The 26,008-nt window shown below is 66.9% G+C and carries 24 protein-coding genes and 1 tRNA gene; 15 read left to right on the top strand and 10 right to left on the bottom strand.

Translation table 11 applies throughout. The annotated features are described in order from the left end of the window. Positions 1–59 precede the first annotated feature (59 nt). Positions 60–191, top strand: coding sequence for a hypothetical protein (locus ACN2C8_RS08360; RefSeq protein ID WP_419255846.1), 132 nt, complete (start codon positions 60–62; stop codon positions 189–191). Positions 192–246: 55 nt separating this feature from the next. On the opposite strand, the gene ACN2C8_RS08365 is transcribed toward ACN2C8_RS08360, so the two are convergent. Next, entirely contained in the window at positions 247–546 is a 300-nt protein-coding gene (locus ACN2C8_RS08365) for a CC_3452 family protein (RefSeq protein WP_419255396.1), read from the bottom strand. Between the two features lie 67 nt (positions 547–613). After that, positions 614–1,222 carry a TIGR00730 family Rossman fold protein gene (locus ACN2C8_RS08370; RefSeq protein ID WP_419255398.1) on the bottom strand — a complete coding sequence of 203 codons (609 nt, stop codon included), beginning with the start codon at positions 1,220–1,222 and terminating at the stop codon, positions 614–616. Positions 1,223–1,315: 93 nt separating this feature from the next. Between ACN2C8_RS08370 and ACN2C8_RS08375 the strand changes: the two genes are divergently transcribed. The 3 genes from ACN2C8_RS08375 (at position 1,316) to ACN2C8_RS08385 (ending at position 4,514) form a co-directional block, all read left to right on the top strand. After that, entirely contained in the window at positions 1,316–2,158 is an 843-nt protein-coding gene (locus tag ACN2C8_RS08375) for a hypothetical protein (RefSeq protein WP_419255399.1), read from the top strand. Then, positions 2,155–4,014 (top strand): ABCB family ABC transporter ATP-binding protein/permease, encoded by a 1,860-nt coding sequence (locus ACN2C8_RS08380; protein ID WP_419255401.1) that lies wholly within the window; start codon positions 2,155–2,157, stop codon positions 4,012–4,014. Before ACN2C8_RS08375 ends, ACN2C8_RS08380 begins: the two co-directional genes overlap by 4 nt. A gap of 62 nt (positions 4,015–4,076) precedes the next feature. After that, the gene (locus ACN2C8_RS08385; protein ID WP_419255402.1) at positions 4,077–4,514 is read left to right on the top strand and encodes a VOC family protein; all 438 of its coding nucleotides are present in this window, start codon (positions 4,077–4,079) and stop codon (positions 4,512–4,514) included. Between the two features lie 6 nt (positions 4,515–4,520). Here ACN2C8_RS08385 and ACN2C8_RS08390 read toward each other — a convergent pair whose 3' ends face one another. Together ACN2C8_RS08390 and ACN2C8_RS08395 are read right to left on the bottom strand one after the other, a co-directional pair. Further along, positions 4,521–4,925 carry a hypothetical protein gene (locus ACN2C8_RS08390; RefSeq protein ID WP_419255403.1) on the bottom strand — a complete coding sequence of 135 codons (405 nt, stop codon included), beginning with the start codon at positions 4,923–4,925 and terminating at the stop codon, positions 4,521–4,523. 233 nt (positions 4,926–5,158) lie between these two features. Further along, a tRNA-Asn gene (locus ACN2C8_RS08395) sits at positions 5,159–5,233 on the bottom strand. 293 nt (positions 5,234–5,526) lie between these two features. Between ACN2C8_RS08395 and ACN2C8_RS08400 the strand changes: the two genes are divergently transcribed. From ACN2C8_RS08400 to ACN2C8_RS08415, 4 genes are all read left to right on the top strand, one after another. Then, on the top strand, positions 5,527–6,099 hold the full coding sequence (locus ACN2C8_RS08400; RefSeq protein ID WP_419255405.1) for a protein-L-isoaspartate O-methyltransferase family protein: 573 nt from the start codon (positions 5,527–5,529) through the stop codon (positions 6,097–6,099). Positions 6,100–6,250: 151 nt separating this feature from the next. Next, complete coding sequence (locus ACN2C8_RS08405; protein ID WP_419255407.1) at positions 6,251–7,687, top strand: TolC family outer membrane protein; 1,437 nt, start codon at positions 6,251–6,253, stop codon at positions 7,685–7,687. A gap of 130 nt (positions 7,688–7,817) precedes the next feature. Continuing rightward, the gene (locus tag ACN2C8_RS08410; protein WP_419255409.1) at positions 7,818–8,339 is read left to right on the top strand and encodes a DUF2497 domain-containing protein; all 522 of its coding nucleotides are present in this window, start codon (positions 7,818–7,820) and stop codon (positions 8,337–8,339) included. 150 nt (positions 8,340–8,489) lie between these two features. After that, on the top strand, positions 8,490–11,210 hold the full coding sequence (locus ACN2C8_RS08415; protein WP_419255411.1) for a valine--tRNA ligase: 2,721 nt from the start codon (positions 8,490–8,492) through the stop codon (positions 11,208–11,210). A 70-nt stretch (positions 11,211–11,280) separates the two neighbouring features. Here ACN2C8_RS08415 and ACN2C8_RS08420 read toward each other — a convergent pair whose 3' ends face one another. Then, positions 11,281–11,820, bottom strand: a complete 540-nt coding sequence (locus ACN2C8_RS08420) for a hypothetical protein (protein ID WP_419255413.1) — start codon at positions 11,818–11,820, stop codon at positions 11,281–11,283. Between the two features lie 913 nt (positions 11,821–12,733). Between ACN2C8_RS08420 and ACN2C8_RS08425 the strand changes: the two genes are divergently transcribed. Together ACN2C8_RS08425 and ACN2C8_RS08430 are read left to right on the top strand one after the other, a co-directional pair. Continuing rightward, positions 12,734–14,485 (top strand): class I adenylate-forming enzyme family protein, encoded by a 1,752-nt coding sequence (locus tag ACN2C8_RS08425; protein WP_419255415.1) that lies wholly within the window; start codon positions 12,734–12,736, stop codon positions 14,483–14,485. Between the two features lie 20 nt (positions 14,486–14,505). Next, positions 14,506–14,871 (top strand): iron chaperone, encoded by a 366-nt coding sequence (locus ACN2C8_RS08430; protein WP_419255417.1) that lies wholly within the window; start codon positions 14,506–14,508, stop codon positions 14,869–14,871. A 22-nt stretch (positions 14,872–14,893) separates the two neighbouring features. On the opposite strand, the gene ACN2C8_RS08435 is transcribed toward ACN2C8_RS08430, so the two are convergent. Beyond that, positions 14,894–16,378: an amidase gene (locus tag ACN2C8_RS08435; protein WP_419255419.1), complete on the bottom strand. Its 1,485-nt coding sequence runs from the start codon at positions 16,376–16,378 to the stop codon at positions 14,894–14,896. A gap of 100 nt (positions 16,379–16,478) precedes the next feature. On the opposite strand from ACN2C8_RS08435, the gene ACN2C8_RS08440 reads away from it, so the two are divergent. Next, positions 16,479–17,210 (top strand): TlyA family RNA methyltransferase, encoded by a 732-nt coding sequence (locus tag ACN2C8_RS08440; protein ID WP_419255420.1) that lies wholly within the window; start codon positions 16,479–16,481, stop codon positions 17,208–17,210. A gap of 165 nt (positions 17,211–17,375) precedes the next feature. Here the strand turns inward: ACN2C8_RS08440 and ACN2C8_RS08445 are convergent, their stop codons facing one another. Then, positions 17,376–17,996 (bottom strand): hypothetical protein, encoded by a 621-nt coding sequence (locus tag ACN2C8_RS08445; protein WP_419255422.1) that lies wholly within the window; start codon positions 17,994–17,996, stop codon positions 17,376–17,378. A 258-nt stretch (positions 17,997–18,254) separates the two neighbouring features. Between ACN2C8_RS08445 and ACN2C8_RS08450 the strand changes: the two genes are divergently transcribed. From ACN2C8_RS08450 to ACN2C8_RS08460, 3 genes are read left to right on the top strand one after another with little or no spacing between them, the layout of a single operon-like run. Then, positions 18,255–19,487, top strand: a complete 1,233-nt coding sequence (locus tag ACN2C8_RS08450; RefSeq protein WP_419255423.1) for a class I SAM-dependent RNA methyltransferase — start codon at positions 18,255–18,257, stop codon at positions 19,485–19,487. Between the two features lie 7 nt (positions 19,488–19,494). Then, positions 19,495–20,559 (top strand): class I SAM-dependent methyltransferase, encoded by a 1,065-nt coding sequence (locus ACN2C8_RS08455; RefSeq protein WP_419255425.1) that lies wholly within the window; start codon positions 19,495–19,497, stop codon positions 20,557–20,559. Between the two features lie 58 nt (positions 20,560–20,617). Further along, positions 20,618–21,637: an acyltransferase family protein gene (locus tag ACN2C8_RS08460; protein WP_419255427.1), complete on the top strand. Its 1,020-nt coding sequence runs from the start codon at positions 20,618–20,620 to the stop codon at positions 21,635–21,637. Between the two features lie 140 nt (positions 21,638–21,777). Here ACN2C8_RS08460 and ACN2C8_RS08465 read toward each other — a convergent pair whose 3' ends face one another. Then, a complete protein-coding gene (locus tag ACN2C8_RS08465; protein ID WP_419255429.1) occupies positions 21,778–22,863 on the bottom strand; it encodes a PA0069 family radical SAM protein in 1,086 nt (361 codons plus the stop codon). A 79-nt stretch (positions 22,864–22,942) separates the two neighbouring features. Between ACN2C8_RS08465 and ACN2C8_RS08470 the strand changes: the two genes are divergently transcribed. Beyond that, on the top strand, positions 22,943–23,431 hold the full coding sequence (locus ACN2C8_RS08470; protein ID WP_419255431.1) for a glycosyltransferase: 489 nt from the start codon (positions 22,943–22,945) through the stop codon (positions 23,429–23,431). Between the two features lies 1 nt (position 23,432). On the opposite strand, the gene ACN2C8_RS08475 is transcribed toward ACN2C8_RS08470, so the two are convergent. Further along, the gene (locus ACN2C8_RS08475) at positions 23,433–24,986 is read right to left on the bottom strand and encodes a lytic transglycosylase domain-containing protein (protein ID WP_419255432.1); all 1,554 of its coding nucleotides are present in this window, start codon (positions 24,984–24,986) and stop codon (positions 23,433–23,435) included. 57 nt (positions 24,987–25,043) lie between these two features. After that, the gene (locus tag ACN2C8_RS08480) at positions 25,044–25,862 is read right to left on the bottom strand and encodes a uracil-DNA glycosylase (protein WP_419255434.1); all 819 of its coding nucleotides are present in this window, start codon (positions 25,860–25,862) and stop codon (positions 25,044–25,046) included. Positions 25,863–26,008: the final 146 nt, after the last annotated feature.

The following is a 26,008-nucleotide window of genomic DNA, read 5'->3' on the forward strand; positions in this document are numbered from 1 at the left end:
GACGACTAAGAGGGGACAGCCCCTGTAAGCCGCGCGCGTCTCCTGGTCCAACGGCCTGTCTGGGAGACGCCGCCATGAATGTATCGAAGATGAACCACGCGATGATGTCCTTCGCCCTGCTGGGCGGGATGCTGGTCGGTGGAAGGTCCAGTTCGACGCCCAAGCCACCCAAGCCCGCGAAGGGTAAATAGGCTCAGGCGCAGCGTAGAGGGGGCGATCCGTAAACGCGGATCGCCCCTTTGCGCATCAGGGCTTGGCGGCCGTGTTGCAGTCTGCGATGCCGGCTTCGTCCAGGGCCTTGTCGCGATAGGTGAACGAGACGACCGCGCCGAGCTCGGCGGCGACCTTGCGGCAGGTGCGGGCGATCGGCATGGATTTCACTTGCGGCGCGGCGCAGACATCGCCGTCGCAGCGCCAGATGGCCCCGTCCTGAATCAGGCTGGGAACCTTGGCCGGAGCCTTGAGCTTCAGTACCGCGCCTTCAGCGGCGAAAGCGCCGGTCGACAGGGCGGACGCCGCGACAAGCGCGGTGAGAAAAATACGCATGATTGTTCCTTTATCCCTCGGCCGCCGGGGAGGTCGGCCAAGGCTGGAAATGCGTTGCGTTTCGAAACTAAGTCAACAGCCGAACGCTTGTTTGAGGGCCGCTTTGATAGAATTCAGCGTCCCATGACAAAAGCTCAGGCACGACATCCTCTGCCTTGTCTACCGAGCGCCAGCACTCGCTGAGGGCGGGCGGAGTCAGACCTTCGTCGATGGTGTGCTGCAGCAGGGCGAACAGCGGGTCCCAGAAGCCGCGCGGATTGTGAAAGACGATGGGCTTCTGATGCAGGTCCAGCCGACGCCAGGAGAGCAACTCGATGATCTCTTCCAGCGTGCCAATGCCGCCGGGCAGGACGACGAAGGCGTCGGCCTGTTCAAACATCAGCATTTTTCGCTCATGCATGTTGTCGACGACAAGGGTCTCGACGTCATCGAACGGCTGCTCGCGGCCGGTCAGGAACTTCGGGATAATCCCCAGCACGCGCCCTCCGGCGGCGTGGGCGCCGCGCGCCGTCGCGCCCATCAGGCCGACACCGCCGCCGCCATAGATCAGCTTCAGACCGGCCCGGGCGAAGCTGGCCCCGATCTGGCCAGCGGCCGCGATGAAGGCGGGGTCGGCGTCATTGGAGGAACCGCAATAGACGCAGACGGAGTCCAGGCGCCTAGACTCATCGGGCATCGTCGTCCACTCCAGCAAAAGAAAGGGCGCGCCGCAGCGGCGCGCCACCTATGTAGAAGCCGGCGCGGTTCGTTGCGTCGACATGAGCTTTGCATGATCAGGATTCGCACCGCCCGTTTCAAGCCGATGCTCGCCCGAGGCGGCGTGATTTGGCTTCTGGCCGGCGCAAGTGTGGCGCTGGCGGCCTGCGACAGTGGCCGGCAGGACGACTGGCGCCCCAAGGCCGCGCCCGCCTCGACCCAGGCTGACGCCTCTGAAGCCGGCTATGTCGCGCCGCCGCACGTCAAGCAGGCCTTTAAGGGACCCGTAGGTCTGATGCTGAAGGGTGAAGGCGTGCCCGATGGCAGCGTGCGATTGGGCGCGCCGACCGGCGAGGTGCTGCTGGGCCAGATCGACTCGCTCGGACAATGGAGCCTGACCGTCCCGCCCAGCGATCGTGTTCGCCTCTATGGCCTGTCGATGACCCGCGGCGGTCGCACGGTTCAGGCCGAGGGCTATGTCATGGTCACGCCTGACGGCGAGGTCGCCCTGCTGAGGGCCGGATCTGGCGCCTGGCGCCTGGCGCCCAGCTCGTCCTCGCCCACCATCCTGGCGGTCGATGTCGATCCGGAGGGTGGGGCGGTGATCTCGGGCATGGCCACGCCGGGCGCAGGGCTTGGTGTACGGGTCGACAGGACGCCGCGCGCCGTGGGGCAGGCCGCAGAGGACGGGCGATTTTCTCTGTCGCTCAGCGAAACGCTCGGGTTCGGCGCGCATGATGTTCAGGTCAGTGGCGAGGGGGGGGAGCAAAGGATCAGGGTCGTGGTTTCGCCCGCTGGGCCGCTTGTTGATGGACCGGTTCGCGCCCGGCGGGTCGACACAGGGTGGCGCGTTGACTGGGTGACGCCGGGCGGAGGCGTGCAAACCACCCTGATCATCCAGGCCTCAGGCTCATGAGGGGGTTCGGCTCGGCGCCGTCAGCACGCCAGGCGGTAACGGGTGCGATCGCGCCGCCTGCGGTCCGTGTTCGCTTCTGGAGCGCGATGGGCGATCTTTTTCGGCTGGTGCTGCGGTCCAAAGCGCCTGGGCTTCGCTGGCGGGTCTCACTGGCCCTGGTCTTCACCCTGATCGGCAAGGCCCTGGGCGTTCTGGCCCCCCTGCTGCTGGGCGCGGCAGTCAACCGACTGGCGGCAGGGCAGGATGTTGCGACGAGCGCCACCTGGACCTTCGCAGGTCTCGCGGCAGGATGGGCCCTGGTGCGCTTCATCTCGGCGGCGGCGCCGCAGGCGCGGGACGCGGTGTTCACGCCCGTGGCCCAGGCGGCCCAGAATCAGGCGGCGGTGGAGACCTTCGCCCACGCCCTCTCGCTGTCGATCGACTTCCATCAGTCCAAGCGCACGGGATCGCTGTCGCGGGTGATCGACCGGGGCGCGCGGTCCATGGATTTCCTGCTGCGCAGCCTGGTCTTCAACCTGGGCCCTACCGCTATTGAACTGCTGATGGCCGCTGCGGTGCTGGCCAAGGCCTATGACTGGCGGTTCGCGGTCATCGCCCTGCTGACGGTCGGCGTCTACGGCTACACCACGTTTGCCATCTCGGACTGGCGCATCGGTCATCGCCGCGCGCTGAACGAGGCCGACGCTGAGGCCGCCGGACGGGCGGTGGACTCGCTGATCAACTACGAGACCGTAAAATCCTTTGGCGGCGAGGACCGTGCGGTCGGGAGCTACAAGAGCGCGCTCGACACCTATGGCGACGCCCAGGTCAAGTCGACCAACTCGCTGACCGTGCTCAACACCGTCCAGGCGGCGGTGATGAGCCTTGGTCTGGGCGCCATGGCCGTGCTGGCGGGAACCGAAGCCTTGGCAGGGCGCATAGGACCTGGCGACGTCACCGCCGCCGTGCTGATCCTGATCAATCTTTACGCACCGCTCAACATCCTGGGCTTCGCCTATCGCGAGATCCGGCAGTCCTTCATCGACATGGAGGCCATGCTCGATCTGCGCCGTCAAAGCGCCGACGTGGCCGATGCGCCAGACGCCATCGACCTGCCGCCCTGCGCCGATCAGCGCGGCGGCGCCGTGGTGTTCGAGGCCGTATCGTTCCGCCACGGCGCGCGGTCAGAGGGGCTGAAGGATGTCAGCTTCTCGATACCGCCGGGCACTACGGTCGCGATCGTAGGGCCGTCGGGCGCGGGAAAGACGACGCTGGTTCGCCTGGCCCTGCGGATGATCGATCCGCAGGCTGGGAAGATCACCCTTGATGGCTGTGACTTGCGGCATCTGCGTCAGGCGTCCCTGCGCCGCGCGATTGCCCTGGTGCCGCAGGATGTCGCCCTCTTCAACGACACTGTGCTCAGCAATATCGGCTTCGCGCGGCCAGAAGCGACCGAGGCCGAGATCTGGGCCGCCGCCGAAGCCGCCGAGCTGGGGGAGTTCATCCGCAACCTGCCTGAAGGCATGGCCACCAAGGTCGGCGAGCGCGGCCTGAAGCTGTCCGGCGGCGAGCGCCAGCGGGTCGGCATCGCCCGGGCGCTGCTGGCCCAGCCGCGGGTGTTGATCCTCGACGAAGCGACCAGCGCCCTGGACAGCCGCACCGAGGCGGCCATCCAGGAGACCTTGCGCAAGGCCAGGGCGGGCCGAACCACACTGGTGGTGGCCCATCGCCTCTCGACCATTGCCGACGCCGACGAGATCGTCGTCCTGCGTCGCGGCAAGATCGTCGAGCGCGGCGCTCATGCTGTTCTGCTGGAAGCCGGTGGCGAATACGCGGCGCTCTGGCGGCGCCAGACGCGCGTGAAGCCGGCGGTCTGACCGCCCTTCGCGTCGTGGCGTCGAGGGGCTATATGCATCGCACACAGTCTGGGAGTTTCGCCTTGCGCTATCTGCACACCATGATCCGCGTCCGCGACCTGGATGCCTCGCTGCGGTTCTATTGCGAAGGCCTGGGCCTGACCGAAATGTACCGGATGGACAACGAAAAGGGCCGCTTCACCCTGGTGTTTCTGGCCGCGCCGGAAGACGTCGAGCTGGCCAAGGCGCGCCAGGCGCCGCTGGTCGAGCTGACTTATAACTGGGATCCCGAGGACTATGACGGCGGCCGCAACTTCGGTCACCTGGCCTACCGGGTCGATGACATCTACGAGACGTGCCAGCGCCTGGTGGACATGGGCGTGACCATCAACCGGCCGCCGCGCGACGGCCACATGGCCTTCGTGCGCTCGCCGGACAATATCTCGGTCGAATTGCTGCAGGACGGCAGTCTGCCGGCCGCAGAGCCGTGGGCGTCCATGCCCAATATTGGGGCCTGGTAGATCAGGTCAGGGGCGGGCCGAGGCCAGCTCTTCAAGTCGGCGGCGGGGATGATCGGCGATAGCCGCCCAGACCAGCTGCTCCAGGCGCAGGCGATAGGCGGCGTCATAGCCGGCCGTGAAGGGCGACTGGGCGCTGCCGGGCGGATCAGCCGCAAGGGCCCGCGCCAGCTGTTTCCGGGCCAGCACGGCTTCGCGGTTGATGGGGGGTTCCATGCGCTCCATCGCGACCCAGCTATCCAGCTCGATTGTCGCCTTGACGGCGGTCTGAATCAGGGCGGGCAGGGCGTTGATGTCCTGGCGCACCTCGATCTGCATGGCCGGGACGACGGTCTTGCTATCCGTGACCTTGAAATGGAGCGTGGCCACAACGCGCTGCAGGGTCGCGGGCCAATGGTCGTCGGCAGTGATCATGGTTGAGCCATAGCGCCGACGACAGCGTCGGTGAAAGGTCGCGTAGCGCGGTTCGTCCAGTCATGGAACCCGGCTGCGATCAAGTGCGACGGCGCGACCCTCAAATTGGGGAATTCTTCCGCGTCTACGCCAGCTCAAGTCAGCGTCAACCGCGCGAACCGAGGGTCTGAAAGGCTAGGGGAGGGAGAAAGCGCGACCTTCGCCGAAGCGAAGGCCGCTGCTCAAGCCGGAGGTGGCTCCGCGGGTAGGATTCGAACCTACGACCAGCCGGTTAACAGCCGGCTGCTCTACCACTGAGCTACCGCGGAACAGGTCGCCTCAGGAAGAGGCCGGGTGATAGCCGCCTCATTGACTCGGCGCAAGCGCCTTCGAACAAAAAAACAGCCCGGCTTGTGACCGGGCTGTGGAAAGTCAGTGATGGTGGGGTGTCTTCAATGAAGACACCTGAAACCTGCACCTTTATGGTTAATCGGATCTTAATTTCAGGCGCAGCCAAAAGGTCGCAGCCCATCGTTCCGCGCCTTTGCAAGCGTTCGCATTGCCTTGGGGGGAGGGGCGGACCTATAAGCGGCTCGAACATCTAGTCCGACCGAGGGATTCCATGAGCACCGATTTCGCCGCCGCGCGGCTGAACATGGTGGAAAGCCAGATCCGCACCGCCGACGTCACCGACCTGCCCTTGCAGGACGCGCTGCGCGTGGTCGCCCGCGAGGCTGTGGTCCCGGCTGGCAAGGCCTACCTGGCCTATGCCGACGCCGAGGTCGAATATGCGCCTGGCCGCTGGCTGCTGCGCCCGCGGGACGTGGGCAAGCTGTTGCAATTTCTCAAGCCCCGCGCGGGTGAGAAGGCCTTGGCCATCGCTGCGCCCTATGCGGCGGCGGTGCTTGAGGCGATGGGGCTTTCGGTCACCCGTCTGGATGGCGACGATCTGACCAGTCCGGCCGGCTTTGGCTATGACGTGATCATTTGCGAAGGCGCCGTCGGCGCGGCTCCGGTCGGCTGGACCAAGGCCCTGGCGATCGGCGGCCGTCTGGGCGTTGTCGAACGGCGAGGCCCCGTGGGGCAGGCGACGATCTACGTGCACGCCGAGGAAGGCGTGGGCCGCCGCAACGTGTTCGACTCGACCCCGCCCGTGCTGGCGGGGTTTTCCGCCGAGCCCGGTTTCGCCTTCTAGCTCGAACCGGGCGGGGTCTTTTTCGTTGCGGAAACATGCGCGCAACGTGAGCGTGAAAAAAGCTTAACTGGCGGCCGGTGGCGCTCAGCCCTACACGCGATCATATGTTAAGTGCGGGCGCGAGCTTCGCGTGTCTTGGGGATAGAACTTGATGTCGAATAGCCGCCGGGCCGGATTGTTGGCCGCCGCTTGCAGCTTGGGCCTGATGGCCGGCTTCGTGTCCGCCGCCCAGGCCGAGACGCTGACCAACGCTATCGCCCTGGCGTATCAGACCAATCCCACGCTGCAGCAACAGCGCGCCGCCCAGCGCGCCACCGACGAAAGCGTCGTGCAAGCCAAAACCGCTTTCAGGCCGACGGCCAGCCTCTCGGCTGACGTGAACGGGTCGCAGAGCGAGCCCAGCGGCGGTACGCGCATCGAGAACTCGGGCAGCGGCGCGACCCTGTCGATCAGCCAGGCGCTCTATACCGGCGGCAAGGCCAGCGCCAACCTGACTGCGGCGGAAGCCGATGTCATGGCGTCCCGCGAAGGCCTTCGCAACATCGAGCAGAACGTCCTGATCGGCGTGATCCAGGCCTATATCGATGTTCGGCGTGACCAGGAGCGCCTGCGTATCTCGCAAGAGAATGTCGAGGTGCTGGGTCGACAGTTGGAGGAATCCAACGCCCGCTTCGAAGTGGGCGAGATCACCCGCACCGACGTCGCCCAGTCGCAGGCGCGCCGCGCGGCGGCCCAGGCCGCGCTGAGCTCGGCCCAGGCCCAGCTTTCCATCAGCCGCGCCAGCTATGCGGCGATCGTCGGCCAGAACCCGACCGATCTGGTCGCCGAGCCCTCGCTGGCCGCCTTGCTGCCGCCGACGGTGGAGCAGGCCTTCGACGCCGCCGAAAACAACAATCCGCAAGTTGCCGCCGCCCGTTTCAACGAACGGGCTGCAGCGGCCCGCGTCGCGTCGGCCCGCGCCTCGCGCCGTCCGACCGTGTCGGCCCGTGCTTCGCTGGGCTACGACGCCAGCGAGACCAATGGTCGTGGCGACCAGTTCGGCGACTATGACCGTCAGGTGACCGGGGCCGTCAGCGCATCGATCCCGCTGTTCACGGGCGGTCTGATTTCCTCTCAGGTCCGCGCCGCCGCCGAGCGCGAAAACGCCGCTCGCATCGCCGTGGAGGGCGCAAAGCGCGCCGCCCTGCAGTCGGTGTCGAACGCCTGGAGCAATCTGTTGGCGTCACGCTCGAACCTGGTTTCGAACGAGGAGCAGGTCCGGGCCGCCCGTATCGCCTTCGAAGGCGTTCGCCAGGAGCAGCAGGTGGGCCTGCGCACCACGCTGGACGTCCTCAACGCCCAGCAGGAACTGCGCTCGGCCGAGCTGGCCCTGGTCTCGGCCCGTCGCGATGAGTACCTCGCCAGCGCCGCCGTGCTGCAGGCCATGGGCGCGCTCGACATCGCCGCACTGGCCCCGGACGTCGCCCGCTATGATCCCAAGACGTCCTACAACCGCGTCAACCACGCCCTGGGTTGGGTGCCGTGGGAGCCGGTGGTGCAGGTGATCGACAAGGTCGGAGCGCCCTCCACAAAGCCGTCCTCGAAATAAGCCTCGCCGCGTCGATTTCGCCCACCTGCGATCCTTGCGCTTGCTTAAGCCGCGCAAGTCTGCACCATCGGGGGTAAGCGCCCCTTGGGGTGCGCAAGGATTCGTACCTCTTTACCGACGGCCCCCGCACATGTCCGACCAGAGCTCCCAAGAACCGACAATGGAGGAGATCCTCGCCTCCATCCGGCGCATCATCTCCGAAGATGACGCTCCGGCGGAGCCCGAGGTCCCAGCGCCGGCTCCCGCGCCTGCCCCTGTACCCGAGCCTGAGTATCAGGAGCCGGTTGAGGACGACGTGCTGGACCTGACCGATCCGATCCCGCCCGAGCCGGTCGAGAGTGTCGGCGACCTGGACGTCTATTCGCCGCCTGCGCCCGAGCCGGAACCCGTCTACACGCCGCCCGCTCCGGCGTTCAATCGCGACGAGGTTGCCGACAACCTGGTCGGCGATCACGCCGCCGGTCTGGCCGCCAGCGCGTTCGGCAGCCTGAGCTCGGCCCTGCTGATGCCCAAGGACGGTCGCACCCTGGAAGACGTCGTGCGCGAACTGCTGCGCCCGCTGCTCAAGGAATGGCTGGACCAGAACCTGCCGCGCATCGTCGAGGCCAAGGTCGAGGAAGAAGTCCACCGCATCGCGCGCGGTCGCGGCTAAAATCGGGTCGCGCCCTGGCCTTGGCCGGGCGCGAACCTCTAAACCTGAAGAGGCGGTCGCTGTGGCGGCCGCCTTTTTCCGTTCAAATTGTTCCTGAATCCAGGTCGCCCGGTTTCGCGCGGCGGCCGCAGATGGCATACCCGCACCGCCATGCTTGACAAGACCTTCGATCCCAAAGCCGTTGAACCCCGCCTGTACGCCGCCTGGGAGGCCTCCGGGGCCTTCAAGCCCAGCGAGGACCCGAACGCCGAGCCGTTCGTGATCGTCATCCCGCCACCCAATGTGACGGGCTCGCTGCACATCGGCCACGCGCTGAACAACACGCTGCAGGACGTGATGACGCGCTTCCACCGCATGCGCGGCAAGGCCGCCCTGTGGCTGCCGGGCACCGACCATGCGGGCATCGCCACCCAGATGGTGGTCGAGCGTCAGCTGGCGGCCGCCGGCAATGTGGGTCGCCGCGACATGGGCCGCGAGGCTTTTGTCGAGAAGATCTGGGAATGGAAGGCCGAAAGCGGCGGCACGATCGTCAATCAGCTGCGCCGCCTGGGCGCCAGCTGCGACTGGTCGCGGGAACGCTTCACCCTGGACGAGGGCCTGTCGGCCGCCGTCCGCAAGGTGTTCGTCCAGCTGTACAAACAGAACCTGCTCTATCGCGACAAGCGCCTGGTCAATTGGGACCCGCAGTTCCAGACCGCCATCTCTGACCTCGAGGTCGAGCAGAAGGAGGTCGACGGGCACTACTGGCACTTCGCCTATCCGCTGGCTGACGGCGTCACCTATCAGCACCCCATCGCCTTCGACGACGAGGGCAAGGCGACGGAGAACGAGACCCGCGACTATATCGTCGTGGCCACCACCCGTCCCGAGACCATGCTGGGCGACACCGGCGTCGCGGTTCATCCGACCGATGAGCGCTACAAGGACCTGGTCGGCAAGTTCGTGACCCTGCCGATCGTCGGCCGTCGCATCCCGATCGTCGCCGACGACTATGCCGACCCGACCAAGGGTTCCGGCGCGGTGAAGATCACCCCGGCCCATGACTTCAACGACTTTGGCGTTGGCAAGCGGGCAGGGCTGGAAGTCATCAACATCCTGACCGTCGAGGCCAAGCTCAATGACAGCGTTCCGGCCGACTATGTCGGCCTGGACCGCTTCGTCGCGCGCAAGGCCATCGTCGCCCGCGCCGAGGAAGAGGGCTGGCTCAAGGAGATCGAGAAGACCAAGCACATGGTCCCGCACGGCGACCGTTCGGGCGTGGTCATCGAGCCCTTCCTGACCGACCAGTGGTACGTCGACGCCAAGACCCTGGCCCAGCCGGCCCTGAAGGCCGTCGAGAACGGCGACACCGTTTTCGAGCCCAGGCACTGGGAAAAGACCTATTTCGACTGGCTGCGCAACATCGAGCCCTGGTGCGTCTCGCGTCAGCTCTGGTGGGGCCACCGGATCCCGGCGTGGTTTGGTCCTGACGGCCACATCTTCGTCGAGGAGACCGAGGAAGAAGCGATCGCCGCCGCCACGGCGCACTATGGCTCGCCCACGGAACTCAAGCGCGACGAAGACGTCCTCGACACCTGGTTCTCGTCGGCCCTGTGGCCGTTCTCGACCCTGGGCTGGCCGGAAAAGACCGAGGACCTGGCCCGCTTCTACCCGACCAGCACCCTGGTCACCGGCTTCGACATCATCTTCTTCTGGGTCGCCCGGATGATGATGATGGGCATCCACTTCATGGGCGAAGTCCCGTTCAAGCAGGTGTTCATCAACGCCCTCGTCCGTGACGAGAAGGGCGCCAAGATGAGCAAGTCCAAGGGCAATGTGATGGACCCGCTGGTCCTGATCGACGAGCTGGGCTGCGACGCGGTGCGCTTCACCATGACGGCGATGTCGGGCCAGGCCCGCGACATCAAGCTGAGCAAGCAACGCATCGAAGGCTATCGCAACTTCGGCACCAAGCTGTGGAACGCCTCGCGTTTCGCCCAGATGAACGAGTGCGTCCGCGTCGAGGGCTTCGATCCCGCGACTGTGCAGCAGCCGATCAACAGGTGGATCCGCGGCGAGACGGTCAAGACCGTCGCCGAGGTGACGCGCGCCCTTGAGGCACCGGCCTTCGATGCGGCGGCCAGCGCGCTCTACAAGTTCATCTGGAACGTGTTCTGCGACTGGTATCTGGAACTGGCCAAGCCGATCCTCAATGGCGATGACGCCGCCGCCAAGGCCGAGACTCGCGCCACGGCCGCCTGGGCCCTGGATGTGATCCTCAAGCTCCTGCACCCGGTGATGCCGTTCATAACCGAGGAGCTGTGGGACAAGACCGCCGAGTTCGGCGCGCCGCGCGACGGCATGCTGATCGTCGAAAAGTGGCCGGAGCTTCCGGAAAGCTGGATCGACGCCGACGCCGAGGCCGAGATCGGCTGGCTGGTCGACACCGTCAGCGAGATCCGCTCGGTCCGCGCCGAGATGAACGTGCCGCCCGGCGCCAAGCCGCCGCTGACCCTGATCGGCGCCAGTGCCGAAACCAAGGCCCGCCTGGCCCGTCACCGCGATCTGCTGCTGACCCTGGCCCGCCTGGACAGCGCCCGCGAGGCCGACGCCCCGCCGACCGGCGCCGTGCCCTTCGTGCTGGGCGAGGCGACTGGCGCCCTGGCCATCGCGGAGTTCATCGATCTGGCGGCCGAAAAGGCCCGCCTGACCAAGGAGATCGCCGGCCACGCCGTCGATATCGACAAGGCCGCCAAGAAGCTGGGCAATCCCGACTTCCTGGCTCGCGCCAAGGAAGAGGCGATTACCGAAAACCGCGAACGCCTCGCCGAAGCCGAGGCCGCCAAGGCCAAGCTGGAAGCGGCCCTCTCGCGGCTGGCCGCGGTGGGGTAAGGGTACAGTCCGACGGCTGCCCTGGTCCTATTGATTTGGGGCGGCTCTCAGGCACGGGGCAGGGCGATGGCTAGACCATGCCCCTGTGGACCATGTCGAGGCCGACGACCGCCGCAGTGACCACGCTGGACACAGCATAGGCCAGGACGTTGACCTTCCACGACAGCCTCAGATGGCGGCTCGCGATGACGGTGGGGATCAGCAGGACGAGGATGACCGCACTGGGCAGCGACCATGGCCCCCAGCCGAGCATGTCACTGATCCGCGCCTCATCGTTCAAGTTGAACACGCTGACGCCCGCCGCCGTTATCCGCATGAAAAGGGCAAAATAGAGCGCCGCATAGGCGGTCAGGCTTTGCCGCCGCATCACCAACACGAAAGCGCCCAGCGCGATGAGGATGGTGACAGCGGGACCCGCCGCCGACATCAGCATGTGGTCTGTCGCCGTCATGGCGGAGCCGGGGACAACACTGTTGATGCCGTAGGACAGCTGGTAGCCGAGCGCGGTCCCCACCAGCCAGTGCGCCGCCTCGTGTATCAGGTAGGTCGCCACCGCGATGACCGCGAACGCCCCGTAGAAGGTCGCGCCGACACGCTTGCGATCACGCATGACATTTATCTCCCCCTTTCCGCTCATCGCCTGGCGCTCGGCGAGTGTCGAGTTAAGGTTGAGTCATCCGGCATGCGCGGGCGATCAGGGGTCGAAAGAGATCTAGGCGGTGTGAAAACGTCGGGTGAGCCCGCCGGCGCGGAGGTGGTGCATGCCCGGCCGACGCCGCAGGCCCCTCCTGACCCGCTTCGCAGCTCGGAAGCGGCAAGCACGGGGATTGGGCGCAGTTTATCCCCGTCCAAGTCCACAAAAACCTCAACCCAATCAGACCCCTAATAAAAAATCGAGCGCGCCAATCCTCGGCGCTCAAACCTGCCGCATAATCAATCTCACCTGAAGGCACGGGGAGGGCGCTCGTACGGCGACCGATGCGGCTGTCAGGTGTGGTCGAGCGGGTAGCGCTCTTCGGGGGTCTTCAGTGACCGCCTTGGCGACAGATCTGGACGGGTTCCCTGAAACATCGGGACGAAAACCCAGGCGGCGAGGGTTCGATGAGCGCAACAGGCCTGGGCTGAAATCGCCCAGGCGGTCCGGAGGAAGCCAATCCTCCGCCCGTCGGGGGCCGAAATCGGGAGCGGGTTAAAACCCCGCGCCTCGATGGCTCATCGGATAACGGCCGCGCGAAGCGTCTGCCTTCGTCGAAACGGTACTTATTCTGCAAATCATCCGGGCGAGGCCCGGGCGCTTCGCATCCTCCCCATCAACTCAGCGGTCGGGCCGCGTGAGGCGCGGCTTCATGCCCATGAACCGGCTTTCAGAGAACGCAGGAACGCGGACGTTCCCTTCCGGAAGTCTTATAACTTATCATTGTTCCCTTACGTTCGAACGGACGTTTGCATCGCGTCGCCCGCTGTGCTTTCTCGCTACCGAACGCGCTCATTGAATAAGGCGCGACCACACCGGGAGAGTAACGATGACCCAGGCCACCCCCACTTCCATCCCGTGGCCCGCCATGTCGGTTCAGCAGGCCTACGCCATGATCACCCAGCCGGGCACGGCGGGGGAGATGGAAGAGATCGAGATTCGCGGCGTGAACACCCGGGTCTGGAAGAACGCTCCGCCGACCCTGCGCGACACCCTGGTCCTGGGCCGCGCCCATGGCGAGAAGATCTTCATGGTGCATGAGGACGAGCGGGTCAGCTTTGAAGCCTTCTACCGCGCCGCCACCGTGTTCGCCGCTGAACTGACCGCCAAGGGCGTGCAGAAGGGCGACCGCGTCGCCATCGTCATGCGCAACCTGCCCGAATGGCCGGTGGCCTTCTACGGCGCCCTGTCGATCGGCGCGATCGTCACGCCGCTGAACGCCTGGTGGACGGGTGCGGAGCTGGAATATGGCCTGCTGGATTCCGGCGCCAAGACCCTGGTGGTCGATGTCGAGCGCTATGAGCGCCTGACCGAACACCTGCACAACTGCCCAGACCTCAAGAGCGTCTATGTGAGCCGCTCGCCCGAAGAGATCAGCCACCCCTCCGTGACGCATATAGAGGCGGTGATCGGCAGCCCGAATGACTGGGCCGCCCTTGAAGAGAAGCCCCTTTCGACCGTGCCGCTGACGGCCGATGACGACGCGACCATCTTCTACACGTCGGGCACGACGGGGAAGCCCAAGGGCGCCATCGGGACCCATCGCAACGTCAACAGCAACATCTTCGCCGCCGCGGCCGCCGGCGCGCGCAGCTTCCTGCGCCGTGGCGAGGCGCCGCCCGAGCCCGATCCCACCGGTCCACAGCGCGGCTCGCTGATCTCGGTGCCGTTCTTCCACGCCACCGGCTGTTTCGCTGTGCTGAACCCCTCGCTGTTCGGCGGCGCCAAGCTGGCCATGATCCGCAAGTGGGATCCCGACAAGGCCATGCAGTTGATCGAGGACGAACGCCTGACCCAGATTGGCGGCGTGCCCACCATCGCCTGGCAGATCATCGAGCATCCCAATCGCGCCAACTATGATCTGTCGTCCGTCGAGTCGGTGTCCTACGGCGGCGCACCGTCGGCTCCGGAGCTGGTGCGCAAGATCAAGGAAGTCTGGCCCACGGCCGCTCCGGGCAATGGCTGGGGCATGACCGAGACCTCGGCCACCGCCACCAGCAACTCGGCCGAAGACTATGAAAATCGTCCCGACAGCTGCGGCCCGGCCGTGCCGGTCACCGACCTGAAGATCATGACCGTCGAGGAGCCGCATCGCGAGCTGCCGATCGGCGAGGTGGGCGAGCTGTGGTGCCGCGGCCCGCAGGTCGTGCGTGGCTACTGGAACAAGCCGGAAGCCACCGCTCAGACCTTTGTCGACGGCTGGGTGAAGACCGGCGATCTGGCGCGCCTCGACGCCGAGGGCTTCTGCTTCATCATCGACCGCGCCAAGGACATGCTGATCCGGGGCGGCGAGAACATCTACTGCATCGAGGTCGAGAACTGCCTTTACGATCACCCTGCGGTGATGGACGCGGCCCTGGTCGGCATAGAGCACAAGACCCTGGGCGAAGAGCCGGCGGCCGTGGTCACCCTCAAGCCCGGCGCCCACGCCACCGAGGCCGAGCTGCGCGCCTTTGTCGCCGAACGCCTTGCGGCCTTCAAGGTGCCGGTCAAGGTGGTGTTCTGGCACGAGACCTTGCCCCGCAACGCCAATGGCAAGATCATGAAGAACGAACTCAAGAAGGTGTTTGTCGAGGGCTAGAACCCTCTGCGGAGGCGACCATGGTCCAGTCGAAGGCGGCGAGCGTCGATGACTTCATGTCGGAGGTCTCGCCCGACCGCCGCCCGGCGCTGGACCGCCTTCGATCTCTGTGCCGCGAGACCTTCGGGGCCGACAGCGAGCTGATGGCGTTTGGCATGCCGGCCTATGGCGACGCCAGGGCCCCCTGGATCGCCTTCAACAGCCAGAAGCAGCATATCGCGCTCTATGCGGGGCAGGGGGCGGTCGAGCGCTTCGGCGATCGCCTGGGCGCGGCCAGCTGCGGCAAGGGCTGCATTCGCTGGCGCAAGCCCGACAGGATGGACTTCGACGTCATTGCCGACATCCTGGCCGACGTGCAGGCGCGCAAGGCGAGCGGGTGCGCTTGACGCACCCGCTCGCCCCGTCGACCTAGAGCGAGGTCGGCGGCTTGCGATGGGCCCAGGGCTGGGCTGCCTCCAGTTGATAGGCTAGCTGGAACAACAGCTTCTCGGCGCCGATGCGTGCAGCGAAGTGCACCCCGACGGGCAGGCCCGTCGCCGTCCAGTGCAGGGGGACGCTCATGGCCGCAGCGCCGGCGACATTGTGCACCGGCGTATAGCCGACATAGTGCATCAGGCGGGCCTGCAGAGTATCGAACGGCACCGAGCCGCCGACGAAGCCCAGCTCGGCCGGCGGACTGCCCAGGACGGGCGACAGGATCACGTCATACTGGGTCAGCCAGGTGTCGTAGGCCTTGGCCGAGGCCTGCAGCCGGCCGACGGCAGCCTCGATGTCACCCGGCTTCAGGCCGGCGACCAGTTCGGCCATGCCCAGGGTGAAGGGCTCCAGCACCGTGGCGTCTGCCTTGCGGCCCATGGCCTTGCTGACGCCGGCTGCAAGTTCGGCCGCGCCGGTGGACCACAGGGCGGTGAAGTCCCGGCCAAACTGGTCTCCGTCCATGGGCCAGCGCGTGGGTTCGACATGATGCCCCAGGCTGGCCATCAGCTTGGCCGCGCCCTCGACGGCGGCAATGACCTCGGCGTCGGGCTTTTGGCCGGTGCCGGTCTCGAACAGCAGGCCGACCTTGAGGCGCTTCTTCAGGGGTTCGGTGACCACCCCGACCGGTGCAAAGGGCGAACCCGCCGCTGTGCGCTCGCTGGCCGCGAACAGGGCCGCCGAATCGCGCACGCTGTGGCTGACGCAATGGGCCACGGAGAGGTCGACACCGCGGTCGCCGGGCCGGCCCTGGATCATCCGACCGCGCGAAGGCTTGAGACCAAACAGACCACAATTGGAGGCCGGGATACGGATTGAGCCGCCGCCGTCGCTGGAATGGGCGAAGGGCACGATCCCGGAGGCGGTCGCCGCCGCGGCGCCACCGGATGAACCGCCTGAGGAATGGTTCAGGTTCCAGGGATTGCGCGTGGGCAGAAAACCCATCGGCTCGGTCGTCGGCAGGAAGCCGTATTCCGGCGTCGTCGACTTGCCGATCACCACCAGGCCCGCCCGGTCATAGGCGTCGACAAAGGCGGTCTGCGCCTTTTCAGGCTGCGCGCCCATCGAACTGCGCGAGCCATAACGCGTTGGCAAGCCGGTATAGGCGTCCAGGTCCTTGATCAGGAAAGGCACGCCGGCGAACGGGCCGGAGAGCTGTCCCCCCTTGGCCTTGTCCATCGCGCGGTCGAAGTCGGAGGTGACGATGGCCCCGACCTTGGGCTGCAGGGCCTCGGCCTTGCGGATGGCCTCTTCGACCACCTCGGCGACGCTGACCTCCTTGCGACGGATGCGGCCGGCGATTTCGGTGGCGTCGGGCGTCCAGGCGGGCTGACTGGCGGACTTGGGCTTGGCCTCGACGGAGGGCGCGGCGGCGATCGCGGCGGAGGCGGCCAGCAGGCCGCGGCGACTGAAGTGCATGAAAATTCCTCCCAGGCGACCGGCGTCTTGGCGCGCCGGTGAACGGCGTTCAGTTGAACCTGAAGCGACCGCGACCGCAAGTCCGTGCTAGAGGCGGTCCATGACCCGTAGACGTGTAGATGTTCTGATGATGGAGCGCGGCCTGTTCGACAGCCGCGCCAAGGCCCGTGAGGCCATCGAGGCCGGACTGGTGCGCGCCGATGGCGTCGTCGTCCTCAAGCCCTCCGAGATGGTGGAAGAGCACGTGTCGATTCGCGCCTCGCTGGCCCATCCCTGGGTCGGGCGTGGCGCGCTGAAGCTGGTTCACGCCCTGGACCTCTGGCCGATCACTGTCGAGGGCAAGGTCGCCGTCGACGTCGGTGCCTCGACCGGCGGCTTTACCGAGGTGCTGCTGTCGCGCGGCGCGGCCAAGGTCTATGCGGTCGATGTCGGGCGCGAGCAGTTGCATCACAGCCTGATCAATGACGAGCGGGTGGTCGACCTGTCGGGCACCGACGCCCGCATCCTCGACACCAGCTGGATCGAGGAAGATCCCGAGCTGATCGTCAGCGACGTCAGCTTCATCTCGATGACCAAGGCGCTTCCAGCCGCCTTGGCGCTGGCCTCGTCGGGCGCCGACCTTGTCACCCTGGTCAAGCCGCAGTTCGAGGCGGGCAAAGGCCATGTCGGCAAGAACGGGCTGGTCAAGGATCCCCAGACCATCGCCCGGGTGCGCCGCGAGATCGTCGACTTCCTCGAAGAGTCGGGCTGGACCGTGATGGGCGAGGATGAAAGCCCGATCACCGGGGGCGACGGCCAGGTCGAGAGCCTGGTCTGGGCGCGCCGCCGATAGGAAACGGCCGCTCAAGCGGGGCGAGCGGCCGTCTGCCGTGCAGTCAGGTCAAGGGCTGGCGAGCCTAGAGCGGCGCGCGCGAAAAGGGAATCGCACGCCCCGCTCTAGCTTTTGTTTTCGCATCGCTTTTGCGGAAAACCGGCGTCCACTTTTCCGCGCGATGCTCTAGTCGACAACCTGGAAGCGGCCCTGGGCGTCGGGGCAGACGCGCACGAAGCGCTTCTGGACGCGACCGTCGGGCAGGTAGATCGGGCTCTCAGCCAGGGTGCAGCCATTGATGTCGGCCGAGCGCTGATCGACCCGGTACGAATAGGAATCCTGCCGATAGGCGTCGCGGTCGGCCTCGCGACGCGCGTCCTCGTAGCGAGGATCGTCATAGGGGCGAGCGTCGTAGCCATTGTCGTAGCGATTATAGGCCGTCGGCGGGGGAGGCGGAGGGGTTGCGCCCGAGGCGCAGGCCGCCGAGTTCCTGCCGATTTTGCTGCCGATCACCGCGCCCAGCAGGCCGCCTAGGACGGCGCCTTCGGTCTTGGCGCCATTGCCCGCAACGCTGCCGCCGATCGCCGCGCCCAGACCCGCGCCGGCCAGACCGCCGCCCGTGCCGCGCTGCGTCGTGCTGCGGCGGCAGGGATCGTAATAGTAGCCGTTGTTGTCATAGGCGCCGCCCCGATAGCTGGGTTGGCCATAGGCCTGGGCGCTGGCGAAGGTTGGGGCGAAAGCACCGGCGGCGACGGCCGCGATGGCGGCGCACAGAGCGATCTTCATGGTCGGCGTCCTGTTGGTCATGGCGACTGTCTCAAGCTTACTGATGGCATTTTTAGGTCAGCCGAAAGTAAGCCTCGACCACCCGACGCTCCACCATGGTCGCGCGAACATGAACGGTCGTTGAGCGAGGTGTTCATCTTCGTCCATGCCAACAGACCCTTTTGAGGGTATGGACACCCCCGAAGGGGCCATCGGGCCTCCGCGTCCGGGGCCCGCATGGCCCATGGGCTTGAAAGGGCGGGTTCCCTCGAAGGTTCCCGCCGCGAGATTGGATACGGAATGCGTGAAGTGATCATCGACGCCGTCGGCGCCCAGGGCGACGGCATCGTCCGAGAAGGCCCGGTGTTTGTCCCCCTGACCCTGCCCGGCGAACGGGCGCGGGTGAAGATGGACGGTTCGCGCGGCGAGCTGCTTGAGATCCTCGACGACAGCCCCGACCGCGTGACGCCGTCGTGCAAGCACTTCGGCGAATGTGGCGGCTGCACAAGCCAGCACTGGGCCCAGCAGCCGTATCTGGACTGGAAGTCCGAGTTGGTCCGCGTCCAACTCTCGCACGAGGGCCTGGAGACGGAGATCCTGCCGATCTTCGCGGCCCCACCCGCATCGCGTCGCCGCGTGGCTTTGCACGCCCGGGGCGGCAAAGGCGGCGTGCGCCTTGGGTTTAAGGAGCGCCGCTCCTGGAACCTGGTGAAGATCGAGGAGTGCCCGGTCACTGATCCGCGCCTGGTCGCCGCCTTTCCGGCCCTGGCGCGCCTGGCCCAGCCGTTCCTGGAACATCCCAAGTCAGCCCCGACCCTGCATGTCACGCTGACGGCGACCGGCCTGGACATCGACATCACCGGCGTCGAGGCCAAGAGCGGCGGCCTGTCGGCTGACGCCCGGATGGTAGCCGCCATGGCAGCCAGCGAAGGTGACTTCGCGCGTGTCACCCTGGCCGGCGAGGTCGTCTATATGGCTCGCCAGCCGCTGGTGAAGCTGGGGCCCGCTGTCGTGGCCCTGTCGCCCGGCAGCTTCCTTCAGGCCGTGCCGCAGGCCGAGAAGGCCATGGTGGCCTTTGCCGTCGAGGCAGCCCAGGGCGCGACCCGGATCGCGGATCTCTATTGCGGCGCTGGCACTTTCACGTTCCGCCTGGCCGAGATCGCCGCGGTCTATGCCGCCGATTCCGCCGCCCTGGCTGTGGCCGCCCTGAAGTCCGCAATCGGCGGCGCGCCGGGTCTGAAGCCGATCACCGCCGAGGCTCGTGATCTTGTCCGCCGCCCGATGCTGACCATGGAACTGACCAAGACCGACGTGGTCGTGATCGATCCGCCGCGGGCCGGCGCCTACGAGCAGACTGTCGAGATCGCCAACTCCAAGGTGGCCAAGGTGGTCAGTGTTTCGTGCAATCCCGCGACCTTCGCCCGGGATGCCCGCCTGCTGGTCGACGCCGGTTTCAAGCTGGAAAAGGTGCTGCCGGTGGACCAGTTCGTCTGGTCGCCCCATATTGAACTGGTTGGGGTCTTCTCACGATGAGGCAACCATGGACGATCAGGCCATCGAGCGACGTGAACGCAGCGCCTTCGCGCTAGACGCGGTCGGACAGCGCGCCAAGGCTGTCGCCAAGGCCGCCTGGTGGGGCGCCGCGGGCGGACTAGCCCGCGCCATCACCCAGCCGACCCGGGGCGAAGCGGCGCGAAGCTTCCAGCCTGAGGGTCCGCCGGTCTCGACCGCGCGCCTGCGCCAGGTCTATCTGGAGGCGTTCGAGAAGGACGCCCGCGATGTCGCCGAGGGCCTGTACCCTGCTGTGGAAGACGCGCCGACCCGGCCGGTAAAATCGCTGCTGGGCGCCCTCGACTTTCTGGTAGACGCCCGGGCTGTCGATCAGCGCCGCCGCCGCGGCGATGGCGTCGAAATCAGGTCAAAGGCTGAAACGGAAGCCTATCCAAACTATTATCGCCAGAACTTCCATTATCAGTCCGGCGGCTGGTTCACCGCCGAGAGCGCGCGGCGCTACGACGCCCAGGTCGAAGCCCTGTTCGCCGGAACGGCCGGCGCCATGCGCCGACGCGGGCTGTCCCTGCTGGCCAGGCATTGGCGCGGCCTTGATCATCGCGACCTGCGTATCGTCGATGCCGCCTGCGGGGCCGGCGCCTTCCTGCGCGACCTCAAGGCGGCCTTTCCGCGCGCCGCCCTGGCGGGTCTGGACCTCTCACCGGCCTATCTGGCCCGCGCCCGGCGTCATGCCGGCGTCGGGGGGGTGCAGGCCAATATCGAGACCCTGCCATTCGCCGACGGATCGCTGGACGCCGTCAGCTGCGTCTATCTGTTCCACGAACTGCCGCCGCGCGTGCGGCCGGTGGTGGCGGCGTCCATCGCCCGCGTGCTCAAGCCCGGCGGCGTTCTGGTCTTCGTCGACTCGGTGCAGCCGACCGACGAGCCCGACCTGGCCCGCCTGCTGGCAGCCTTTCCGGCCTATTTTCATGAGCCCTACTATTCGACCTACGCCCAGACCGATCTGGCGGCCCTGTTCAGCGGGGCCGGCCTGCGGTTGATCAGCGAGGACCGGGCTTTCCTGACCAAGGCGATGCTGCTTCAGAAAGCCTGAGGCTGGACGGACGGCCCTGGGCGCGGCACTAAGCGGCCCTGTATCGGGGGCGAGCGCGTTGGGGCAATCGATCGACGGCGGGCGTCGCTATGAGGCCCTGGACGGCCTGCGCGGCATCGCGGCGGTAGGTGTGCTGCTCTACCATCTGGGGGGCTGGACCTATCGACCCTGGCTGATGGCCCATGGCTATCTGGCCGTGGACTTCTTCTTCTGCCTCAGCGGCTTTGTCCTGGCCCATGCCTATGGCGCGCGCGCCATGAGCTGGGGGAGCTTCATGCGGGCCCGCCTGATCCGGGTCTGGCCGCTGATCGCAATCTCGATGGTTGCCGGTGCCCTGGTGATGATCGGGCATCGCGACAGTATCCTGATGTGCCTGCTGATGGGGCTTCTGGTCCTGCCCAGGATCTGGGTCGGTGACGAAGACAGCTTCTCACCGCTTTTCCCTTTGAATCCGCCGGCCTGGTCGCTGTTTCTCGAGTTACTGGCCAGCGCGTTGTGGTTCCCCGCGCGACGTCTGGCGACCCTGTGGCTGGTGCTGGTCATCGTCGTTTCGGGCGGGGTGCTGATCGGCATCGCCTATGGCATGGGCGGGGTGCAGACCGGCTGGGATCGGGCCACCTACTGGATCGGCGTCATCCGCACGATCTTCCCGTTCGCCCTGGGCTGGGCCTGCTATCGGATCCAGGCCTATGTGCGGCTGTCGGCCCCGGCCTGGCTGCTAGCCCTGGTGCTGCTGGCGGTACTGGCTGTTCCGCCGATGGACTATACCGCCACCTATGACCTGGTCTGCGTGGCCGTGGTGTTTCCACTGATCGTGCTGCTGGGGCATCGCGATCCCGAAGGCCGGGCCGGGGCGATCTGCCGGTTTAGCGGCGAGATCTCCTATCCGCTGTATGCGCTGCACTGGGTGCTGTGGGAGCTGCTGCTGCGCGCCTTCCGCGCTGCCGGCGGCAAGGGCTATCCCGGCCTCTTCCTGGCGGTTGCGGTCATCTTGATCATCGCCAGCGCCTGGGGGGTTCTAAAGGTCTATGACCTTCCCGTACGCCGCTGGCTGAAGGCGCGTTGGGCCAGGGCTTGAAAGTTTCGCCTGGCTGCTGTCGTCGGCGCCGGGATCGGCTGACGCCGGACGCGGGCCAGGTGCGTTGAATATCCGAGCCGAAAGTTTCAGTTCGTCAGGGTGTTGCAGCGAAATTCCGAAACTCGGTGGATCCGGCTGATCTAGAACAGGCTCATCTGGTCGCCGGCCTTGGCCGGGACCTTGAACGCTCCGACATCCATGGGCTGCACCGGCGCATCCAGCCCGAACCGTCGGCGGGCGACATCAAACCGCTGGCTCATCACCTCGGCCACCGGGCCTTCTCCGGTCATGCGCGTGCCCCATTCGGAGGCATAGGCCGCGCCGCCGCGCATCTGGCGCACCAGCGACATCACCCGCTTGGCGCGGTCGGGGTGATCGGTAGCCAGCCACTGCTGGAACAGGTCGTTGATCTCCAGCGGCAGGCGCAGGGCCACATAGCCGGCCGAGGTCGCTCCGGCCTCTGCGGCGCGCTGCAGGATCGCTTCCATCTCGTGGTCGTTCAGCGATGGGATAGACGGCGCGAACATCACGGTCACCGGCACGCCGGCAGAGGCCAGCTGGCGAATCGCATCGATCCTGCGCTCGGGCGTGGCGGCGCGCGGCTCCATGCTGCGAGCCAGCCTGCGGTCCAGCGTGGTGACCGACACCGCCGCGCGGACCAGGCCCGCCTCGGCCATGGCTCCCAGGATGTCGAGGTCGCGGGTGATCAGGGCCGACTTGGTGATGATCGTGAAGGGGTGGTTGAACCGCGCCAGGGTCTCGATGACTGCGCGGGTGACCCGCAGGGTCTTCTCCTGCGGCTGATAGGGGTCGGTGTCGCCGCCGATATGGATGACCTGCGGCTTGTAGGCCGGCTTGGACAGCTCGCGCTCCAGCAGCTTTCCAGCCTCTGGCTTGAAGAACAGCTTGGATTCAAAGTCCAGGCCCGGCGACAAGCCCAGATAGGCGTGGGCCGGGCGTGCGTAGCAGTAGACGCACCCGTGCTCGCAGCCTCGGTAGGGGTTGATCGAGCGATTGAAGCTGATGTCGGGGCTGTCGTTCTTGGCGATGATGGTCCTGGATTTCATCGGCTGGATGGTGGTGGTCAGCGGCCGCGCCGCCTCGTCCTCCTCGGTCCAGCCATCCTCGAAGGCCTCGGAGCGAAAACTCTCGAACCGGCTGGTCTCGTTCGACCGTGCGCCGCGGCCTCGAAGGGCGACGCGGTTCATGTGAGCTGGGGCGGGCATGGGCTGACCCTAGCTTTGAATTGAGAACATAACAAGAACCAGACTTGACCAATGGGCCTGACGCCGTGAAGCAGGGGGCATGATCACCGTCGTCATCCCCACCCACGACAGCGCCCACCTGATCGGGCCGTGTCTCACCAGCCTTGTGACAGCGGCGGTCGACGGTCTGGTCCGCGAGGTGGTGCTGGCCGATGGCGGCTCGACCGACGACACCCTGGATATCGCCGAGGACTGCGGCGCGCGGATCGTGGCCGCCGGCGACGATGTCGGGGCGCGCCTGGCGGCGGCCTGTAAGCGCCCGCGCGGCGACTGGCTGATGCTGCTGGAGCCGGATGCGATCCTGCCGGAGGGCTGGCGCGCGGTGGCGGAAAAGCAGATCAATGCCGGCTGGGACAAGGCGGTCAGCCTGCCGCGTCCGGGCCTGCCGTGGTTTCGCCGGCCGTTCACGAAGCCGCAGGGCCTGTTGCTCTCGGCGCGACGCTACGAAGCCAGTGGCGGCTTTCGCCCTGGCGACAGGGACTTCGCCAGACTGATCGGTGCGGTTGGCGCCAAACGCCTGACGTGGTGACCTAAAGGTCCAGCCGGATGTCGATCTCGCGCGCGCCCAGGGCCACGGCGTCCAGGGTGCGGGTCTCGGCGCCCATCAGCCGGCGATAGGTCCAGTACGAGGCCACGACCTTCTCGACATAGTTGCGCGTCTCGACCGCCGGCAGGCTTTCGATCAGCAATAGGCTGTCACAGTCGGCGCCCAGTTGGGCCTGGGTCTTGAGCAGGGTGCCGGGGCCACCGTTATAGGCCGCCACGGCGCGCAGCATGTCATTGCTCTGCAGGCCGCGATCCATCAGCCAGGTGAAATAGTCCTGCCCGACCCGCAGGTTGAAGGCCGGATCCAGCAGCGGTGTATTGTCGGCCAGCAGCTTGTCGTCGCCGGCGGCGCGGGCGGCGGCGATCGGCATCAGCTGCATCAGGCCCACCGCGCCGGCGCCCGAGACCGCCGAGGGGTCAAAGCGGCTCTCCTGGCGCACCAGGGCGTAGACCATGGCCTTGTGGATGGTGAAGCCGCCCTTGGGCTCCAGCGGGGGCAGGGGATAGTCGTCCGAGCCGAGGCGGGCGACGGGGCGTCCGGCATTCAGCGGGGCGCGGGCGTTCAGGGCCAGGGTCAGGCTCATCCAGTCGCCGCGCGCCTTCTCGGTCTGGGCCAGCGACAGGCCGGCGCGCAATTCCTGGCCGGCCTCGGTCCAGCGGCCGATCTGGGCCAGGGCGGCGGCGCGGCGAGCGCGGTCGTCGACGCTCAGCAGGCGGTTCAGCGACGTGATGTCCGGGCCGTCATAGCTGAAGCGGCTGATCAGGGCGGCGATAGGATCGTCGGGATCATTGGGCAGGGCCACGCCGGCCAGGGTCAGCTGGCGGGCGGCGATCATGCCGTAGAAGGTGTTGGGCGAGCGGGCGGCTTCGATCAGCGCCTCGCGGGCGTCAGCGCTGCGTCCGGCCCCGCTGGCGGCGCGGGCGGCCCAGAAGGCTCCGGCGGCGCGCAGCCAGTCGTCCTGGCTCTCGTCGCGGGCCACCTGATCGAAATAGTCCTGGGCCTGGGCGTGCTGGCCCAGGCGATAGGAGGCCAGACCCGCAATCCAGCGTTCGCCGCTGATCTGGGCCAGGGTCAGAGCCTTGGCGATGTCGCCGGAATAGTAGGCCTCGCGCGCGCCGCGCGCCTTGTCGGCCGGCGGCGGCCCTTTCTCGGTCGCGACAAACAGGGTCGGCGGTCGCGGGGCAGGGCCCTTGGCCGGCTTGCGCTTGACGGCCAGGGTATAGACCTTGTCGGCCCCCGCCTCGTCGCCATAGGCCTTTAGCCAGCCGGTCAGGTCTTCATATTCGGCGGTATAGGCGCGGGGGTGCATGACCTTGGCATAGGCCAGGCGGCCAGCCAGGCTTTTGTCGCGGGCGTTGGCGAAGGCCGCCTCGGCGGCGTCGAAATCACCCCGCTCGGAGGCCGAGAACGCAGCGCGATAGTAGCGGACGTCGTCCTTGGTGAGCGGCTCGAGGCTGGATGCGTGCGCACCCACGGCGGCGCCCAGACACAGGACAAGGGCCGAGAGCACGGCCAGAGGGCGAGCGATGAGCTGCAATGCGTATCGCGCTTCCCGAAGGCGGCGCGTCCCCGTTCCGACTTGTCGGCCAGAGTCCTAGTGGGGACGCTCCGGGCGATCAAGTCTTTCGGTCAGGGTCAGCAGATCCTGCCAAGCTTTCTTCTTGGCCGCCGGCTGCCTGAGCAGGAAGGCCGGATGCAGGGTCGGCAGAGCGGGCAGCTCCCTTTCGCCGTCCGACGAGGTCCATTCGAACCAGCGGCCCCGCAGCGACAGAATGCCTTCGTCGCGCTTGAGCATGGCCTTGGCCGAGGCTCCGCCGATCAGCAGCAGCATCCTGGGGTTCACCAGGGCGATGGCGCGTTCGAGGAACGGCGCGCAGACGGCCTGCTCCTGGGGCGTTGGGGTTCGGTTGCCCGGCGGTCGCCAGAAGACGGTGTTGGTGATGAAAACGCGGTCTGTCAGGCCCGAAGCCTTCAGCATCCGGTCAAGAAGTTGTCCGGCGCGACCGACAAACGGCTGACCTTGTGCGTCTTCATCGGCGCCGGGGCATTCGCCGATGATCATCAGCGGCGCGTCGCCCGGACCGCGCGAAACCACAGCCTGTCTGGCGCCTTGTGTTTTCAGCGAGCATCCGTCGAAGGCGGCGATGGCGGCCGCGAGGGCTTCAAGGTCCTGGCACGTGGCCGCCGCCGCGCGCGCCTGGGCGATCGCCGTCGAAACGTCGGGCGATACGTTGGAAACCAGTGTCGGACGCGCTGCGGCCGCGACGGCGGCCGGCTGGCTCTTGGCGCGCAGCAGGGCCGCGCCCTCGGCCAGACGGTCGATCGGCGCATCCGAATAGGTGGCGTCGACCCCCGCATCCGCCCAGAAGGCGAGCAGGCTTTCGACGGCGCGCGGATCGACGGCAAGGCTCATGGCCATACCCATAGCGCGATCTTTGTCCGCTCTCCACGCTGCGCCGCAACAAAAGTCCGCGCTTTATCCTTGACCGCCACTGCGTCACGTTCGGATAAGGTCAAAGACAAACAGTCATACGACGGGCGCCATCCACGCAAGCGATG

It is taken from the genome of Caulobacter sp. ErkDOM-C, assembly GCF_048541825.1.
Lineage (GTDB): Bacteria > Pseudomonadota > Alphaproteobacteria > Caulobacterales > Caulobacteraceae > Caulobacter.

Coding starts and splice junctions, on each gene's coding strand:
- ACN2C8_RS08440 (WP_419255420.1), top strand. CDS start 16,479: ATGACCCGTAGACGTGTAGATGTTCTGATGATGGAGCGCGGCCTGTTC.
- ACN2C8_RS08410 (WP_419255409.1), top strand. CDS start 7,818: ATGTCCGACCAGAGCTCCCAAGAACCGACAATGGAGGAGATCCTCGCC.
- ACN2C8_RS08465 (WP_419255429.1), bottom strand. CDS start 22,863: ATGCCCGCCCCAGCTCACATGAACCGCGTCGCCCTTCGAGGCCGCGGC.
- ACN2C8_RS08470 (WP_419255431.1), top strand. CDS start 22,943: ATGATCACCGTCGTCATCCCCACCCACGACAGCGCCCACCTGATCGGG.
- ACN2C8_RS08480 (WP_419255434.1), bottom strand. CDS start 25,862: ATGAGCCTTGCCGTCGATCCGCGCGCCGTCGAAAGCCTGCTCGCCTTC.
- ACN2C8_RS08405 (WP_419255407.1), top strand. CDS start 6,251: ATGTCGAATAGCCGCCGGGCCGGATTGTTGGCCGCCGCTTGCAGCTTG.
- ACN2C8_RS08390 (WP_419255403.1), bottom strand. CDS start 4,925: ATGATCACTGCCGACGACCATTGGCCCGCGACCCTGCAGCGCGTTGTG.
- ACN2C8_RS08380 (WP_419255401.1), top strand. CDS start 2,155: ATGAGGGGGTTCGGCTCGGCGCCGTCAGCACGCCAGGCGGTAACGGGT.
- ACN2C8_RS08365 (WP_419255396.1), bottom strand. CDS start 546: ATGCGTATTTTTCTCACCGCGCTTGTCGCGGCGTCCGCCCTGTCGACC.
- ACN2C8_RS08455 (WP_419255425.1), top strand. CDS start 19,495: ATGGACGATCAGGCCATCGAGCGACGTGAACGCAGCGCCTTCGCGCTA.
- ACN2C8_RS08370 (WP_419255398.1), bottom strand. CDS start 1,222: ATGCCCGATGAGTCTAGGCGCCTGGACTCCGTCTGCGTCTATTGCGGT.
- ACN2C8_RS08415 (WP_419255411.1), top strand. CDS start 8,490: ATGCTTGACAAGACCTTCGATCCCAAAGCCGTTGAACCCCGCCTGTAC.
- ACN2C8_RS08445 (WP_419255422.1), bottom strand. CDS start 17,996: ATGACCAACAGGACGCCGACCATGAAGATCGCTCTGTGCGCCGCCATC.
- ACN2C8_RS08430 (WP_419255417.1), top strand. CDS start 14,506: ATGGTCCAGTCGAAGGCGGCGAGCGTCGATGACTTCATGTCGGAGGTC.
- ACN2C8_RS08425 (WP_419255415.1), top strand. CDS start 12,734: ATGACCCAGGCCACCCCCACTTCCATCCCGTGGCCCGCCATGTCGGTT.
- ACN2C8_RS08375 (WP_419255399.1), top strand. CDS start 1,316: ATGATCAGGATTCGCACCGCCCGTTTCAAGCCGATGCTCGCCCGAGGC.
- ACN2C8_RS08400 (WP_419255405.1), top strand. CDS start 5,527: ATGAGCACCGATTTCGCCGCCGCGCGGCTGAACATGGTGGAAAGCCAG.
- ACN2C8_RS08450 (WP_419255423.1), top strand. CDS start 18,255: ATGCGTGAAGTGATCATCGACGCCGTCGGCGCCCAGGGCGACGGCATC.
- ACN2C8_RS08420 (WP_419255413.1), bottom strand. CDS start 11,820: ATGCGTGATCGCAAGCGTGTCGGCGCGACCTTCTACGGGGCGTTCGCG.
- ACN2C8_RS08435 (WP_419255419.1), bottom strand. CDS start 16,378: ATGCACTTCAGTCGCCGCGGCCTGCTGGCCGCCTCCGCCGCGATCGCC.